The following is a 12,582-nucleotide window of genomic DNA, read 5'->3' on the forward strand; positions in this document are numbered from 1 at the left end:
AGAAGTTGCCCGATGAAAAAGACCGTCCTGGCCTTCAGCCGTATCACCCCGGCCATGGCCGAACGCCTGCAGCAAGACTTCAACGTGATCCTGCCCAACCCCAAGCTCGGCGACATCAGCGCCCAGTTCAACGAAGCCCTGCCCGAAGCCCATGGCCTGATCGGCGTTGGCCGCAAGCTCGGCCGGGCGCAGCTTGAAGGTGCAGCCAGGCTGGAGGTGGTGTCCAGCGTGTCGGTCGGCTATGACAACTACGACCTCGACTACTTCAACGAGCGCGGCATCGCCCTGACCAACACCCCCGACGTACTGACCGAAAGCACCGCCGACCTGGGCTTCTCGCTGATCATGGGCTGCGCCCGGCGCACCGCCGAGCTGGATGCCTGGACCAAGGCCGGCAACTGGCAGGCCACCGTGGGCCCGGCCCACTTCGGCAGCGATGTGCATGGCAAGACCCTGGGCATCGTCGGCATGGGCAACATTGGTGCAGCAGTGGCACGCCGTGGCCGCTTCGGCTTCAACATGCCGATCCTGTACAGCGGCAACAGCCGCAAGACCGCGCTGGAGCAGGAGCTGGGCGCGCAGTTCCGCAGCCTGGATCAATTGCTGGCCGAAGCCGACTTCGTGGTCATCGTGGTGCCGTTGTCCGATGCCACCCGCAAGCTGATCAGCAGCCGCGAGCTGAAGCTGATGAAGCCGAGCGCGTTCCTGATCAACATTGCCCGTGGGCCGGTGGTGGATGAGGCGGCGCTGATCGAGGCGCTGCAGGCGGGCACCATTCGGGGCGCAGGCCTGGATGTGTACGAGAAGGAACCGCTGAGCGACTCGCCGCTGTTCAAGCTGCCCAATGCGCTGACCTTGCCGCACATTGGCTCGGCTACTGCCGAGACCCGTGAGGCCATGGCCAACCGGGCGATCGACAACCTGCGTGCGGCGCTGCTGGGCGAGCGGCCGCGGGACCTGGTGAACCCGCAGGTGTGGAAGGGCTGACCGTTTTGGAGTGCCTGTGCTGGCCTCTTCGCGGGTAAACCCGCTCCTACGATTTGGAGTGCTGGGGTGGCCTCTTCGCGGGGAAACCCGCCCCTACGATTTGGAGTGCCTGTGCTGGCCCCTTCGCGGGTAAACCCGCTCCTACGATTTGGAGTGCCTGTGCTGGCCTCTTCGCGGGGAAACCCGCTCCTACGATTTGGAGTGCCTGTGCTGGCCTCTTCGCGGGGAAACCCGCCCCTACGATTTGGAGTGCCTGTGCGGGCCCCTTCGCGGGTAAACCCGCTCCTACGATTTGGGGTGCCTGTGCTGGCCCCTTCGCGGGTAAACCCGCTCCTACGATTTGGAGTGCCTGTGCTGGCCTCTTCGCGGGTAAACCCGCTCCTACAACGGGTGTGCACTGCCCTGTAGGAGCGGGTTTACCCGCGAAAGGGCCCGCCCAGGCAACCCATCACCTATTTGGCGACCACAACACCCTCAGCCCCCCTGGCCCGGGGCTTGCGAAACACCAGCACATTCCCCGCCATTACCGCCACCAAGCCGAGCAAGGCCGGCGCCGTCCACTGATAACCCTCGGCCACCGCCGACACATTCAACGCCACCAACGGGAACAGCACCGTGCAGTAAGCTGCCCGCTCCGGGCCCATGCGCCCGACCAACGTCAGGTAGGCAGTGAAAGCAATCACCGACCCCGGCACCACCAGGTACAGCAGTGAACCGATATAGCGCGCATTCCACTCCATGCTGAACGGTACGCCGCTGACCACACAGAACACCGCCAGCATCACCGCCCCATAGACCATGCCCCAGGCATTGGTCGTCATCGGCTTGAGCCCGGCCTTCTGCTGCATGCTCGACAGCATGTTGCCGGCCGAGAAGCACAGCGTGCCCAACAGGGCCAAGCCAAGGCCGTACAGCGTTTCGCGGCTGGCTGCGTGATGCGACAGCTCCGGCCAGAACAGCAGGCCCAGGCCGAGCAGGCCCAGGGCTCCACCGCCAAGCACATTGCTGGCGATTTTCTGGCCAAAGAAAATGCGGGCGTTAAGCGCGTTCCACAGTGTGGCGGTTGAGAACACCACCGCGATCAGGCCGCTGGCGATCCACTGGCTGGCGCTGAGGAAGCAGATAAAGTTGACGCAGAACAGGCACAGGCCCTGGGCCAGGCAGATCTGGTGGCCACGGCGGTTCATGGGTTGCAGCCGGCGGGTAATCAACAGGAAAGCAAACAGGATCAGGCCGGCCAGGGCGAAGCGGTAGACGATCGAAACCGGGATCGCGACCACGCCTAGCTGGAGTTTCAGGGCGATCCAGGTGGTGCCCCAGATCAGGACGGTGAGCAGGTAGAGTGACAGGTTCATGGTGGCGGTTCCTTGGGCCTTTGGAAATCGGTGCCCGGCGCTTCGCGGGTAAACCCGCTCCTACAGGGATCACCAGTGTTCTTTCGATCGGCCTCTGGCTGCTTGCACGAACTTGCGCTTTTCTTGCGCCGGTGGATGTCACTCGATCCTGGGCGCAGTAGGATGGCAGGCAAGAGGACCCGCCAATGACGCCACTCACCCAGTTGCAAGTGTTCAACGCCATGCATGCCTCGCCCAACGCCAGGCTGGAGCTGAGCGCGCACCTGGGCGACGGACTGGCGGCGGCCTTGTGGAGCAACCGTGACGATGTGCGCGACTACCAGGCGCCTAGCCATCACACCCTGTCGTGCTACATCGCCGACGGCACCGGCACCTTCCGCCGCCAGCGCCCGGCCGACAAAGGTGCGCCCGACAAGCTGTGCGTGATGCCGGCCGGGCAGGAATCGAACTGGGTCGTCAATGGCGCGATCCGCCTGGCACACCTGTATGTCAGCGAGGCGCAGTTTGCCCTGGGCTGTGTGCGCCTGCTCGACCGGGAACCGCGCGAGCTGCAACTGCAGGAAGCGACCTTTCTGGACGACCCGCAGCAGGCTGGCCGCTTCCGTCAATTGATCCAGCTGGACTGGGACGAGCCCGGCGAGCGCCTGCTGGCCAGCAGCCTGGCGCACGAGATCGTGGACCATGCGCTGCTCAGCCAGGTCGGGTTGCGCCAAGGCCTGCGCCTGAAAGGCGGGCTGGCGCCAAACCTGCGCCGGCAGCTGGTCGACTACATCGAGGCACACCTGGACCAGCCCATCACCCTGGACGAGCTAGCGCTGCGCTGCAATCTGTCCGCATACCACTTTGCGCGCATGTTCAGCGCCAGTTTCGGGCTCCCGCCGCACCAGTATCTGCTGGCCCGGCGGCTGCACCGGGCATGCCAGCTGTTGCGGCTGGGCGTGTTACCGCTGGGGGAGATTGCCTTGTTGTGCGGGTTTGCCAGTGCCAGCCATTTCAGCAACCGGTTTCGCCAAGCCCTGGGGGCCACACCTGGCGAATACCGCAAGGCCTTTTTCACCTGAAAAAGCGCCCGCTCTGCGGCCCCATTTACCTAGAACTCGAAGGTGCTCGACAAACTGACCTGCCGCGCATCGCCAATTGCCACAAAGTACTGGTTCACCGCCGAGCTGTAATACACCTTGTCGAACAGGTTCTTCACGTTCAGTTGCAGGCGCACGTTGTGTTCGTCGAGTTTGGTTTCATAAGTGGCAAACGCATCGGCAACGGTATAGCTCGGCAGGTCAAAGGTGTTGGTCGCGTTACCCGAACGCTCGCCCACATAACGGGCGCCGGCACCGAAGCGCAGCCGGTCCCCCCCGAACAGGCTGCCAAAGTCATACACCGCCGACAGCGAGCCGCTGTGCCGGGCCACGTTCTGCAGGCGATTGCCCTCAAGATCAGGGTCCTTGGTGACCTTGGCATCGGTCAGTGCATAGCTGCCGATCAGGCTCCAGCGCTCGCTGAGCTGGCCGGTCACGTCGAGTTCCACACCGCGTGAACTGACCTCACCCGCATTGCTGTAGACCGTCTCGCTTGTGACGGCGTCAAAGTTCGAGACCAGTACATTGCGCTTGGTGATATCGAACAATGCCAGGGTGCCTGTGATGCGGCCTGGCATGTCGAGCTTGGCGCCCAGCTCCCACGACTTGCCCTCCTCAGGTGCCACCGAGGAATCGAGCACGACATTGCCGGTCAGCGGCGCGATGGTCGAGTTGGGCTTGAACGACTCGCTGTAGCTGCCATAGAACGAGAGCTGGTCGTCGACTTTGTAAACGATACCGGCGTGGGGTACCCAGGCCTGGCCACTGATGTCGGTATTGGCCTTGAACGGGCGACCGCGGCCAGCGTACTGGTCGTACTGCTGGAAACGCGCACCTGCAACAAGGATCCAGTGCTCATCGAGGTGCAGCGCGTCCTGCACGAACAGCGCATCGGTGCGCAGCTTGTCGGTCTGGTCGCTGTCGCTGGCTCGTACGTTGGTGCCCTCCACTTCCTGTCCGTAGACCGGGTCCAGATAACTGAACGTGGACTGTGGTGTCTGGCGAATCAGGTCACCGCGAAAGATCTTGCGGTCTTCATGGTCGATGCCGAACAGCAGGTCATGCTGCATCCCCGCCAGCTCGACATTGCCATTGAGGCTCAGGGTCACGAACTGGTCACGGCTCATGGCGTTGTGGGTGCCGTCGATGCTGCGTGTCAGCGTGCCTTGGGTTTCGTTGACGCCGGTCACGCGAACCTGGCTGGCATCGTAGGTCTCACGATTGAAGCTGTAGCCGAAGTGCAGCTTCCAGTCATCGGCCAACTGATGGTCGACTTCCAGGCGATACAGGTCGGAGCGCCCTTCCATGTCGTTGAACGGCTCGTCCAGGCGGCGCGTGGCAGGGATATTCAGCGGGTGGCCGTTGTTGCCGAACGCGGTGCCACGGTCAAAGGGATAGAGAAACTCACGGTGCTCGTAGGCCAGCACCACCTGGGTGTCTTCGCCCAGCCAGGCCAGCGACGGCGCCACCAGCGATTCGCGGTGCACGCCGTAGTTGCGCCAGTAGTCCTCGTCTTCGTGGTCGACGATCAGGCGGTAGGCGAAGTTGCTGTCACCCAGTGCGCCCGTGCTGTCGAGCCCGCCACCGCTGCCGTTCTTGCCGCTGCCATAGGTCGAGCCGCGCACGGTCAGGGCGTTGTACTGCTGCAACTGCGGACGCTTGCTGACCACGTTGATGACCCCACCCGGGTCCTGGATACCGTACAGCAGCGAGGCAGGGCCCTTGAGCACTTCGACCCGCTCGGTGCTGGCGTTGAGGTTGCGGCCCTGCACCACGGGCATGCCATCGCGCATGATCGAACCGTCTCGGTTGTCGCCGAAGCCACGTTTCATCACCGTGTCGGACGTGCCGCCGAAGTTGTTGCCCTGGGTAATGCCGCTGACGTTGGCCAGGGCGTCATCAAGGTTGCGCGGGGCCTGGTCGCGGATGACCTGGGCCGGTACCACGTTGATTGCCTGGGGGATGTCCTGGCTCGGGCCCTGCCCGCGCATGATCGAAGCGCTGGCCGGGGGCTGGTAGCTGTAGTCGTCCAGTTGCGAGGTCACGGTGGTGGCCTGCAGGTTGAGGGCACCGGAGGTGTCTGCAGGTTCGAGGGTCAGAGTACGTGCGTCGACGCGGCGCCAGGCCAGCCCAGCGTTGCCCAGCAGTTGTTGCAGCGCCTGCTCAGCGCTGAACCGACCATTCAGCGCTGGCGCTTGCACGCCTTGCAGCTCAAGGGTGTAGACCACGCTCTGGCCAGTGGTGCGGCTGAAGGCGTTCAGGGCCTGGGCCAAGGGTTGGGCCGGCTGGGCGAAGGCATAGGCCTGCAGCTGCTCGGCCGCGCTTGCCAGGGGGGCGACAGCGAAGGCCGGGAGCGCAGCAAGGCCGAACCAGAGAGGGACGCAACGCGGGGAGAACTTCATGGACGCAGACCTGTGAGGGGGTGATTATTGCGAATCAATCGCACTTTCACTCATTACACGGATGCCACGTGCTGTTACCTCACCTGTGCCTGGAAATATTTTTTGCTGTGCCGGCCTCTTCGCGGGTGAACCCGCTCCTACAGGGGGCGCGCAACGGTGTAGGTGCGGGTTTACCCGCGAAGAGGCCGGCACGGGCAACTACCGAACCAGGGTCAAACGCCCCAACACGGTCTGCCTTGAAAAACCCATCACCTTGCCCAGCGAATCCAGCGCCAGCAGCGGCTCGGCCACCGGGAAGCTGCCGCTGACCTTGCGCTGCCCCAGGTCACCATCGAGCAACAGGATACGCCCCGGGTAATAACGCCCAAGGTCTTCAATCACCTGCGCCAGCGGCACCTGGTAATAGTTCAGCCACCCCTGGCGCCAGGCCAGGCGGTTGTCACTGTCCACCGCCAGGGTGTCGCCTACCCTGCCTGCGCGGTAGGTCAGCTGCTGGTTGGCAGTCAGTTCTCGCGCCAACATGCCCTGTGCGGGGCTGACGCCCACACGCCCACTGCGCACCGTCACCTGGGCACCCTCGCCTTGCTCACGCACCTCGAACTGGGTGCCGAGCACCCGCACTTCGCCGCCGGCAGCTTCCACCAGGAACGGCTCACCGGTATGGGTAACTTCGAAGAACGCCGCGCCATGCAGCAACCGCACACGGCGCTCACCCTGGGCGAAATCGACCGCAATGGCGCTACCTGCATCAAGCGTCACCTGCGACTGGTCGGCCAAGGTCACCTGGCGAATCTGCCCGGCACTGCGGTAGTCCGCCTGCAGGTCCTGCAACCAGTACCCTGGGTGCCAACCACCCGCGACGCCCACGGCCAGCACCAGGCAGGCTGCCATCGCCAGCCCTGCCACCCGCCGCCAGCCGCCACGCGCCGGTGGTCTGGCCATGGTATCGAGGTAGCGCTGCAGGGCGTCCTGTTCTTCGTCCGCCAGCCGCGCTGCCGGGGCGGCGCTTTTCTGCCAAAGCACCTGGGCCTGGTCGTAGGCTGCGCGGTGTGCGGGGTCGGCCAGCAACCAGCGCTTGAATGCCGCGCCTTCGGCTTGCCCGGGTTGCTCGTTGATCCGGTTGAACCATTGCAGGGCAGCCTGAAACTGCGCTTCGGTGATCGGCGGTAAACGGCTCATCGACGGGCGCTCCCTGGCCGGCGTGGGGTGGACGCGGGCTCGGCAACACTCGCCTTGCACGCTTCGAGGGCGCGCATCATATGCTTTTCCACGGCGCTCTGTGACAGCTGCATGGCTTTGGCGATTTCGCTGTACTTGCAGCCGTGAATGCGGTTGAGCAGGAAGATCTGCCGGGTGCGCTCGGGCAAGGCACGCAAGGTGGCCTCGATACGCTGCAAGTCGTGGTCAACCTCCACGGCCTGCTCAGGGGCCTGGGCCAGGCTCGCCTCGCTCACCGGCACAGCGGCTTCGGCCACGCGTTCGCGGCTACTTTCGCTGCGCAGGTGGTCTATGGCCAGGTTGCCCGCGCAACGCAGCAGGTAAGTGTCCAGCGCCTCGACCTTGACCTCGGGGCGACGCCAGAAACGCAGGAACAACTCCTGGACCAGGTCCGAAGCGGTGGCGCGGCAGCCGACCCGACGGTTTACCAACGCCTCCATACGCGCACGCTGGGCCTGGAACACCTGGACGAAACGTGCACGTGCGCCTGCGCTGTCAGCGTGAGGCTCGATGATATCCCCTGGCTCGCTCACGGGGGTCACACGGCAAATACGGCGAGTATCGGGCCCAGCACCACGCTGACGGCGGCCAGGCCCAGCAGCAGACGAGGCTGGTACGGCAGGCCGAACACCCACAGTGTTACCCCGGCCATCATCACCGCGGTCCACTCCACCAGGCCGATGGCCCAGCCACGCTGGTGCACGCTGAGCACCAGCGACAGTATCAGCAGCAGCCAACCTGCGACACGCAACAGGTGCAAGTGGCGCGGGCGCGGCTTGCGCCCGAGCAAGTCGCTGAAGTGCTTTTCCATCGCCAGGCACAGGGCAACGAAGCCTGCAAAGGCGATCAGTGCGTTACCCAGCATCAGCTCGCCCCCACCGTTTCAATGCTCGGCTTTTTTGTCGCACGCGCCGCGCGCTTGGCTACGGGCGTGGGGCTGGCCAGCATCTTGCGAGCCAGCCAGGCCAGAAACAGGCCGGTCCCCAGGGCTGTCAGATCGAAGCCGGCCATGGCCCAGTCGCCCTCCAGCACCGAATGGTTCAAGCCCCGGTCAGTCGTCAGGCCATTGAGCAACGGCAGCAGCGCGAAGGCCAGCGCCCCCAGCGCCAGTTGCTCGCCCCAGGCCTTGCGCCCGCTACGCAGCACGGCGTGCACCAGCGACAGGCCCCAGGCGATGAAGAAAGCATTCACCTCCCAGTCGGCCCGGCCTTCGACAGCCATGGGCACCAGGCGGTTGGCCCAGAAGAAGCTCGCCACCGCCAGCAACAAGCCGCTCATGCTGGCCATATTGAGCACTTCGACCAGGCGCAGCTCACTTGGCACAGCTCCGCTCTTGGCGTGCTTGAGCTGGCGCTTGCCCAACCACATCACCAACCCGGTACCAATCACCGCAGTACCGGCCACGCCAAAGAAGAAGTACAGCCAGCGCAGCCAAGGCCCGGCAAAGTTACCCATGTGCAGGCCAGCGAAACTGAAGGCGGTCATCATTACCCCGCTCTCTGGCTTGCCCTGGCTCAACAGCGCACCACTGGCCCCATCGAATGTCCAGTTGGCGCTACGCCGATAAGCCACGTGGTCGGCTGCCGATTGGGTGAAGGTGACGCGGGCATTGCTGTCGCCCGGGTTCTGCACCTGGATGTTGCCGACACGCGCCCCCGGCTGCAGCTCCTGCACCTTGGCGTACAGGTTCGGCAGCGCTACCAGCGGTGTGGCCACCTGGGCCGCCTTGGGCGCATCGTTGCGGCCAAACAGGTCGTTGAAGTACTTGTCGGTGTCATTGCCGTAGCTGGCCATGATGCCCGCCGGCATCACCATGTACATGAACAGCACCAGGCTGCTGTAGCTGATCATCAGGTGAAACGGCAGCACCAGCACGCCGATGGCGTTGTGCCCGTCCAACCAGGAACGCTGCCCCTTGCCAGGGCGGAAGGTGAAGAACTCTTTGAAGATCTTCTTGTGGGTAATGATGCCGGTGACCAACCCCAGCAGCATGATGAAAGCGCAGAACGTCGAGAGCCAACGGCCAACCGGGTAAGGCATCTGAAGCTGGAAGTGAAAGCGGTAGAAGAACTCACCACCGCGGCTGTCACGTGCTTCCACCGGCTGGCCGGTCTGGGTATCGAGGGTTTTCCTGACGAAGCCACGCGGGCCGCCACTGGGGTCGCGGTAGCCCACACTCAAGGCGGCCTCCCGTTCGTTCGGCATGCGAATGAACCAGGTACTCGAATGCCCTGCATTGTCCTGCAGGTAACGTTGAGCGACCGCCAGGCTATTGATCGGGTCTAGGGCATGGCTGCGCACTTCAGGTTGCGACCAATGAGTGATTTCTTCCTTGAAGTACGACAGCGTGCCGGTAAGGAAGATGGCGAACAACAGCCAGCCGAAGATCAGGCCGGTCCAGGTGTGCAGCCAGGCCATGGCCTGGCGGAAGCCTTCTTTCATGGGTTTTTCATCCAGTAGGCAACGCCGCTGATCACGCCCAGCAGCAGGCTTGGCGCCAATACGCCCAACCAGGCACGCCAGGCGCTGCGGCAGGCAAAACACCAGATGAACGCCAGCAGGTAGAAGACGAACGACAGCAACAGACCGGTGAGCGTGGCATCGACCTTTGGCAACGGCGCCACCAAGGCAATACAGACACTGGCCATCGACGCCAGCAAGTAGCCGCCCAGCAGCGCGGCCAGGCTACGGGATGTCACGGCCAGGCGATAGCTGAGGGGAAGGCCAGCGGTTTTGCGCGTCATGGCGGGGTCCGGGCGTTTTAAAGGCTGCAATAATAATGATTTCAATTCTCATAAGCAAAGCCCAGAACCCGCCAGCCGATTGGCCGACGGAGCGGCATGCCGCAGTCAGCCAATCTGCAACAAGAAATTTATTTTCAAAAAGGGCTTGAATTCATTCCGCAGTTGCCTGACCTTAGAGTCAAGAGGCGCAGAAATTCCAAGGGTCTCAAGGGCCTAGGCGCGTCTCCATGCGAGCAAGCTGAATAAGGATTGAATCATGCAAATCCAGGTCAACAGCAGCAACGATTTCGACGGTAACGCCCGGCTCGACCAGTGGGTCCGCAGCACACTGCAGAACTCGCTGGAACGTTACGAAGAAGACCTCACCCGCATCGAGGTTCACCTGCGCGACGAGAACGGCGTCAAGCCCGGACCGCATGACAAACGCTGCCAGATGGAGGCTCGCCCGAAAGGCCACCAACCGATTTCCGTGACCCACACCGCCAGTTCGCTGGACCAGGCAGTCGACGGTGCCGCCACCAAGCTCAATCACGCGCTGGAGCACTTTTACGGCAAGCTGCGCAGCAAGCGCGGCGCCTTGGAACTGAGTGACCCGGACGCCTGATCGGCAATGCAAAACGCCCGGCCTTGAGCCGGGCGTTTTCGTTTGTGCCGATAAATGGCGCTGAACCAACGTGCGAACGTCCCGGTCAACCTCTGCATCACTCACCGCAGAAGCAAGACCATGAACAACCCATTCGAACGAATCAGTGCTGCATTCGCCCCCGAATACCGGGTGAACCTGAGCATTGCGAACCTCGACGGCAGCATCATGCTGACCCTGTCCGACGACGCCGGCGTGGTCGCCAAACGCCTCATCACCCCGGCCCAACGCAACGACCCGGTGCGCCTGCAACGGGTGATCGACAGCATCCGCCTGGGTCTTGCGATCGAACTCAGCCAGAACCCCCTGCAAGTGTTGGCCGCGCTGACCCGTGACGCCCGCCACGAGCCGCGCCATTTCATTGCCAACTGAGGGCTACTTGCCCTCCTCCACTGCCTTGCCGTTGGCGTCCAGCACCTTGGTCGAGGGGTAGCGGTACGAAGCGTAGCGCACCACCAGGATCGAGAACGCCAGCAGCAGGATGCCGCCGCACAGGTACAGCAGCCCTTCATCCGGTGCCTTGTGATGCGAAACATCGCCGATCAGCAGGCGAGTGAGCGCGGTGATTGCCACGTACAGCAGGAAGCGGATCGGCATGTGGTTGGTCTTGAAGTAGATCCCCACCATCGCCCCCAGCTCCAGGTAGATGAACAACAGCAGGATGTCATCGACACTGATCCCGCCCTTGCCCAGCATGTCCAGGAACGTCACCACTGCCGCGTAGGCGGTGATGGCGCCAATGCCGAACAGCGCCAGGTAATGGAACGCCTCGACGCACAGGTTGCCCAGCGAGTCGGCCGAGCCGTGCAGGCCCTTGCGCAGTTTTTCTGCCCATTTGATGTTCACGATGTTCCATTCCCCGATACGTCTTTAAGGATGATGCGTCGCTGATGTGACGCTTGTGCCATGCAGTTAAAGGGCCAAGCCCCTGTCTTGGAAGGCGACCGATTGCCGCAAGGCACCTTGAGGCATAGCGCATTGCAAAAAAGCACGCCGTGCTTGGGGAAAAATCAGATTTAACCCCTTCCTTGTAGGGTATTTCCCAAAGATACTCCCTGCCATTGTGGCGTTCGGGCATGCGCACTAGTCTGGGGTCGTCGCTGCCAGTCAGCGACCGGCTTTGACAGGCCGCCCTGAACTAACCACATGGCTTTGCCTTTATGGCAGCTGTCATGGGGCACCTCGTGTGCGCCGGCTTTTGGTTCTGTTCACCGGTCTGTCAACCCATGTACAGCTGCCGCCTCATTGTTTGACAGCAGGAGGTGGTGGCCCCAACTTTGAACAGGCCTTCACCATGCTGAAAGTAGTTCCCGATCCACCCCATAACCCCCATTCCCTCGAAGACACCCTGATCCAGGCCACCGACTACGCGTTGTGCGCAGCCACCGTGGTGCATCAGGCGTTGCTGCTTCAGCCCAAGTCACCGGTTTCGATCCTGATGATGACCTCGATGCATGAGCTGGAGGCGCTGCGGGCTCTGCTTGAGTCGGCACTGGTTCAGGTGCAGATGCCCGCTGAGCCCAGGACTTCGCACTAAGGCTGGTTAATGTGCCGGGAGGGCCGGCCTTTTCGCGGGCTCGCCCGCTCCCACAGGATCACCACAGTCTTCAAGACTTGCACTGTACCTGTGGGAGCGGGCATGCCCGCGAAAGGGTCGGCCAGGCACTCGAGAAACTTCAGGGAATTGAACAATGACAACAGAAGACACCCAATTCACCGTCGGCAAGACCACTTTCTATCAAGGCGAAAACAGCACCCATCCACTGTTCCGCATCGAGCCCGGCATCCCCTGCAGGGACGCCCGCGAGCAGTCGTCGGAATTGATGGGCTATGTGCGTGAATTGACCATTACTGGCCTGATGGAGGAGAAGCCCATGATGATCTGGGCCGCCCATTATCTGAGTGCCATGGCCAAGGCGCTGATGGATGATGCCGATTTGGGCATTGTAGGAGCGGGTTTACCCGCGAATAGGCCGGACCTGCCGGCCAATATCTCCCGGTCATTCACCGTCGCAGCCGCCACCGCATTCGCGGGCAAGCCCGCTCCTACGTCTATTTCGGGCCAATTGTTCCTGGCAAAGGCGCACCCGCAGCGCTCGGTCTATGCCACGATACAATTTCTGCTTGCGAACCAACCCGCATTGCCATTACTGT

The 12,582-nt window shown here is 62.9% G+C and carries 13 protein-coding genes and 1 pseudogene; 6 read left to right on the forward strand and 8 right to left on the reverse strand.

The window, feature by feature from the left end; genetic code table 11:
- Positions 1-12 precede the first annotated feature (12 nt).
- Positions 13-987, forward strand: coding sequence for a D-glycerate dehydrogenase (locus tag PRJ_RS23180; RefSeq protein ID WP_020193821.1), 975 nt, complete (start codon positions 13-15; stop codon positions 985-987).
- 452 nt (positions 988-1,439) lie between these two features.
- Here the strand turns inward: PRJ_RS23180 and PRJ_RS23185 are convergent, their stop codons facing one another.
- A complete protein-coding gene (locus tag PRJ_RS23185) occupies positions 1,440-2,342 on the reverse strand; it encodes a DMT family transporter (RefSeq protein ID WP_104887068.1) in 903 nt (300 codons plus the stop codon).
- 185 nt (positions 2,343-2,527) lie between these two features.
- Between PRJ_RS23185 and PRJ_RS23190 the strand changes: the two genes are divergently transcribed.
- Positions 2,528-3,403, forward strand: a complete 876-nt coding sequence (locus PRJ_RS23190; RefSeq protein ID WP_104962543.1) for a helix-turn-helix domain-containing protein — start codon at positions 2,528-2,530, stop codon at positions 3,401-3,403.
- A gap of 29 nt (positions 3,404-3,432) precedes the next feature.
- Here PRJ_RS23190 and PRJ_RS23195 read toward each other — a convergent pair whose 3' ends face one another.
- The 6 genes from PRJ_RS23195 to PRJ_RS23220 form a co-directional block, all read right to left on the reverse strand.
- Complete coding sequence (locus PRJ_RS23195; protein ID WP_104962544.1) at positions 3,433-5,823, reverse strand: TonB-dependent siderophore receptor; 2,391 nt, start codon at positions 5,821-5,823, stop codon at positions 3,433-3,435.
- Between the two features lie 198 nt (positions 5,824-6,021).
- Positions 6,022-7,002 carry a FecR family protein gene (locus PRJ_RS23200; protein WP_104962545.1) on the reverse strand — a complete coding sequence of 327 codons (981 nt, stop codon included), beginning with the start codon at positions 7,000-7,002 and terminating at the stop codon, positions 6,022-6,024.
- Positions 6,999-7,574, reverse strand: a complete 576-nt coding sequence (locus PRJ_RS23205; protein WP_076402252.1) for an RNA polymerase sigma factor — start codon at positions 7,572-7,574, stop codon at positions 6,999-7,001. Before PRJ_RS23205 ends, PRJ_RS23200 begins: the two co-directional genes overlap by 4 nt.
- Positions 7,575-7,579: 5 nt before the next feature.
- Positions 7,580-7,906 carry a DUF3325 domain-containing protein gene (locus PRJ_RS23210; RefSeq protein ID WP_104962546.1) on the reverse strand — a complete coding sequence of 109 codons (327 nt, stop codon included), beginning with the start codon at positions 7,904-7,906 and terminating at the stop codon, positions 7,580-7,582.
- Positions 7,906-9,483, reverse strand: coding sequence for a PepSY domain-containing protein (locus tag PRJ_RS23215; protein ID WP_104962547.1), 1,578 nt, complete (start codon positions 9,481-9,483; stop codon positions 7,906-7,908). The genes PRJ_RS23210 and PRJ_RS23215 overlap by 1 nt, the downstream gene beginning before the upstream one ends.
- On the reverse strand, positions 9,480-9,785 hold the full coding sequence (locus tag PRJ_RS23220) for a DUF3649 domain-containing protein (protein ID WP_104962548.1): 306 nt from the start codon (positions 9,783-9,785) through the stop codon (positions 9,480-9,482). Before PRJ_RS23220 ends, PRJ_RS23215 begins: the two co-directional genes overlap by 4 nt.
- Before the next feature lie 256 nt (positions 9,786-10,041).
- Here PRJ_RS23220 and PRJ_RS23225 point away from each other — a divergent pair, with 256 nt between their 5' ends.
- The gene (locus tag PRJ_RS23225) at positions 10,042-10,389 is read left to right on the forward strand and encodes an HPF/RaiA family ribosome-associated protein (RefSeq protein WP_014592331.1); all 348 of its coding nucleotides are present in this window, start codon (positions 10,042-10,044) and stop codon (positions 10,387-10,389) included.
- Between the two features lie 120 nt (positions 10,390-10,509).
- Positions 10,510-10,800 carry a DUF3509 domain-containing protein gene (locus PRJ_RS23230; protein WP_003251688.1) on the forward strand — a complete coding sequence of 97 codons (291 nt, stop codon included), beginning with the start codon at positions 10,510-10,512 and terminating at the stop codon, positions 10,798-10,800.
- Positions 10,801-10,803: 3 nt separating this feature from the next.
- Here the strand turns inward: PRJ_RS23230 and PRJ_RS23235 are convergent, their stop codons facing one another.
- Positions 10,804-11,274: a phosphate-starvation-inducible protein PsiE gene (locus PRJ_RS23235; protein ID WP_003251685.1), complete on the reverse strand. Its 471-nt coding sequence runs from the start codon at positions 11,272-11,274 to the stop codon at positions 10,804-10,806.
- A gap of 448 nt (positions 11,275-11,722) precedes the next feature.
- Between PRJ_RS23235 and PRJ_RS23240 the strand changes: the two genes are divergently transcribed.
- Both PRJ_RS23240 and PRJ_RS23245 read left to right on the forward strand, forming a co-directional pair.
- Positions 11,723-11,965: a hypothetical protein gene (locus PRJ_RS23240; protein ID WP_088513312.1), complete on the forward strand. Its 243-nt coding sequence runs from the start codon at positions 11,723-11,725 to the stop codon at positions 11,963-11,965.
- Positions 11,966-12,119: 154 nt separating this feature from the next.
- Positions 12,120-12,374 (forward strand): annotated as a pseudogene (locus tag PRJ_RS23245) (DUF3077 domain-containing protein); the annotation flags it as partial.
- Positions 12,375-12,582 lie beyond the last annotated feature (208 nt).

Source organism: Pseudomonas sp. XWY-1 (genome assembly GCF_002953115.1).
GTDB classification, from domain to species: Bacteria; Pseudomonadota; Gammaproteobacteria; order Pseudomonadales; family Pseudomonadaceae; genus Aquipseudomonas; species Aquipseudomonas alloputida.

Coding starts and splice junctions, on each gene's coding strand:
- PRJ_RS23180 (WP_020193821.1), top strand. CDS start 13: ATGAAAAAGACCGTCCTGGCCTTCAGCCGTATCACCCCGGCCATGGCC.
- PRJ_RS23185 (WP_104887068.1), bottom strand. CDS start 2,342: ATGAACCTGTCACTCTACCTGCTCACCGTCCTGATCTGGGGCACCACC.
- PRJ_RS23190 (WP_104962543.1), top strand. CDS start 2,528: ATGACGCCACTCACCCAGTTGCAAGTGTTCAACGCCATGCATGCCTCG.
- PRJ_RS23195 (WP_104962544.1), bottom strand. CDS start 5,823: ATGAAGTTCTCCCCGCGTTGCGTCCCTCTCTGGTTCGGCCTTGCTGCG.
- PRJ_RS23200 (WP_104962545.1), bottom strand. CDS start 7,002: ATGAGCCGTTTACCGCCGATCACCGAAGCGCAGTTTCAGGCTGCCCTG.
- PRJ_RS23210 (WP_104962546.1), bottom strand. CDS start 7,906: ATGCTGGGTAACGCACTGATCGCCTTTGCAGGCTTCGTTGCCCTGTGC.
- PRJ_RS23215 (WP_104962547.1), bottom strand. CDS start 9,483: ATGAAAGAAGGCTTCCGCCAGGCCATGGCCTGGCTGCACACCTGGACC.
- PRJ_RS23220 (WP_104962548.1), bottom strand. CDS start 9,785: ATGACGCGCAAAACCGCTGGCCTTCCCCTCAGCTATCGCCTGGCCGTG.
- PRJ_RS23225 (WP_014592331.1), top strand. CDS start 10,042: ATGCAAATCCAGGTCAACAGCAGCAACGATTTCGACGGTAACGCCCGG.
- PRJ_RS23230 (WP_003251688.1), top strand. CDS start 10,510: ATGAACAACCCATTCGAACGAATCAGTGCTGCATTCGCCCCCGAATAC.
- PRJ_RS23240 (WP_088513312.1), top strand. CDS start 11,723: ATGCTGAAAGTAGTTCCCGATCCACCCCATAACCCCCATTCCCTCGAA.